Genomic DNA, 866 nt, shown 5'->3' with positions numbered 1-866 from the left:
ATCTAGGATGTGTCTGAAAACTAAATAACATGGTAAGATTTGAGAAAACGAATGGGGCGTCAAGCATGATTCAAAGACGGTACGAAATAAGCGATGAACAGTGGGAACAAATTAAGGACATGTTTCCACCCTACAAAACAGGGCGTCCGTCAAAATTAAGTGAAAGAACCATGTTTAATGCTTTTCTATGGATCGCTCGAAGTGGTGCTGCCTGGCGCGATCTACCGGAGGAACGCTATGGTTCATGGAAAACGGTCTACAGTCGCTTCTGCAAATGGCGAGATACCGGACTGCTTGTCGCGATCTTCCAAACTCTTCAGGTCGAACCTGACTTTGAAAACTTGAGCATTGATTCTACATCGGTCAAAGCCCATCAACATAGTGCCGGTGCTAAAAAAACGCCCCAGGACACGAAGTGAATCAGCACATCGGCGTCAGTCGTGGCGGAAAGACAACCAAACTTCACACCGTCGTCGATGGATTAGGAAATCCCCTCGCTTTTCTTCTGACGGGTGGTCAAGTCTACGATTCCGTTCCAGCGATCGATTTACTTCAGAAGCTTGATATTACAGGAAGTCATATTCTTGGCGACAAAGCCTATGGCTCAGAAGTGATTCGGAATTGGATTACAGCTAAGCAGGCATCCTACACTATCCCGCCTAAAGCGAATAGTCAAAACCCATGGAAAGTCGATTGGTATCGGTACAAAGAGCGACACTTAGTGGAGTGCTTTTTCAATAAAATCAAACATTTTCGCCGTGTGGCTACTCGTTACGACAAATTGGCCAAGTCATTCTTGGCGTTTGTATACGTAGCTGCCATTTTCAAATTGACTCAATGAAAAGTTTTCAGACACGACCTAGTTA

1 protein-coding gene is annotated in these 866 nt (G+C 44.9%); it reads left to right on the top strand.

Going from position 1 to position 866, the window contains the following annotated elements:
* Positions 1 to 65: 65 nt before the first annotated feature.
* Positions 66 to 841, top strand: a protein-coding gene (locus A3844_RS31745; RefSeq protein ID WP_167374638.1) for an IS5 family transposase whose coding sequence is annotated in 2 segments (ribosomal slippage) — positions 66 to 393 and positions 393 to 841 — 777 coding nt in all. Because the reading frame shifts where the segments join, the coding sequence is not laid out codon by codon here.
* The last annotated feature ends 25 nt before the right edge of the window (positions 842 to 866 follow it).

Source organism: Paenibacillus helianthi (assembly GCF_001909055.1).
Classification (GTDB): Bacteria; Bacillota; Bacilli; order Paenibacillales; family Paenibacillaceae; genus Paenibacillus_AQ; species Paenibacillus_AQ helianthi.
Note: the sequence above shows the minus strand (reverse complement) of the source record. Positions and strands in the feature narration are given on the sequence as shown.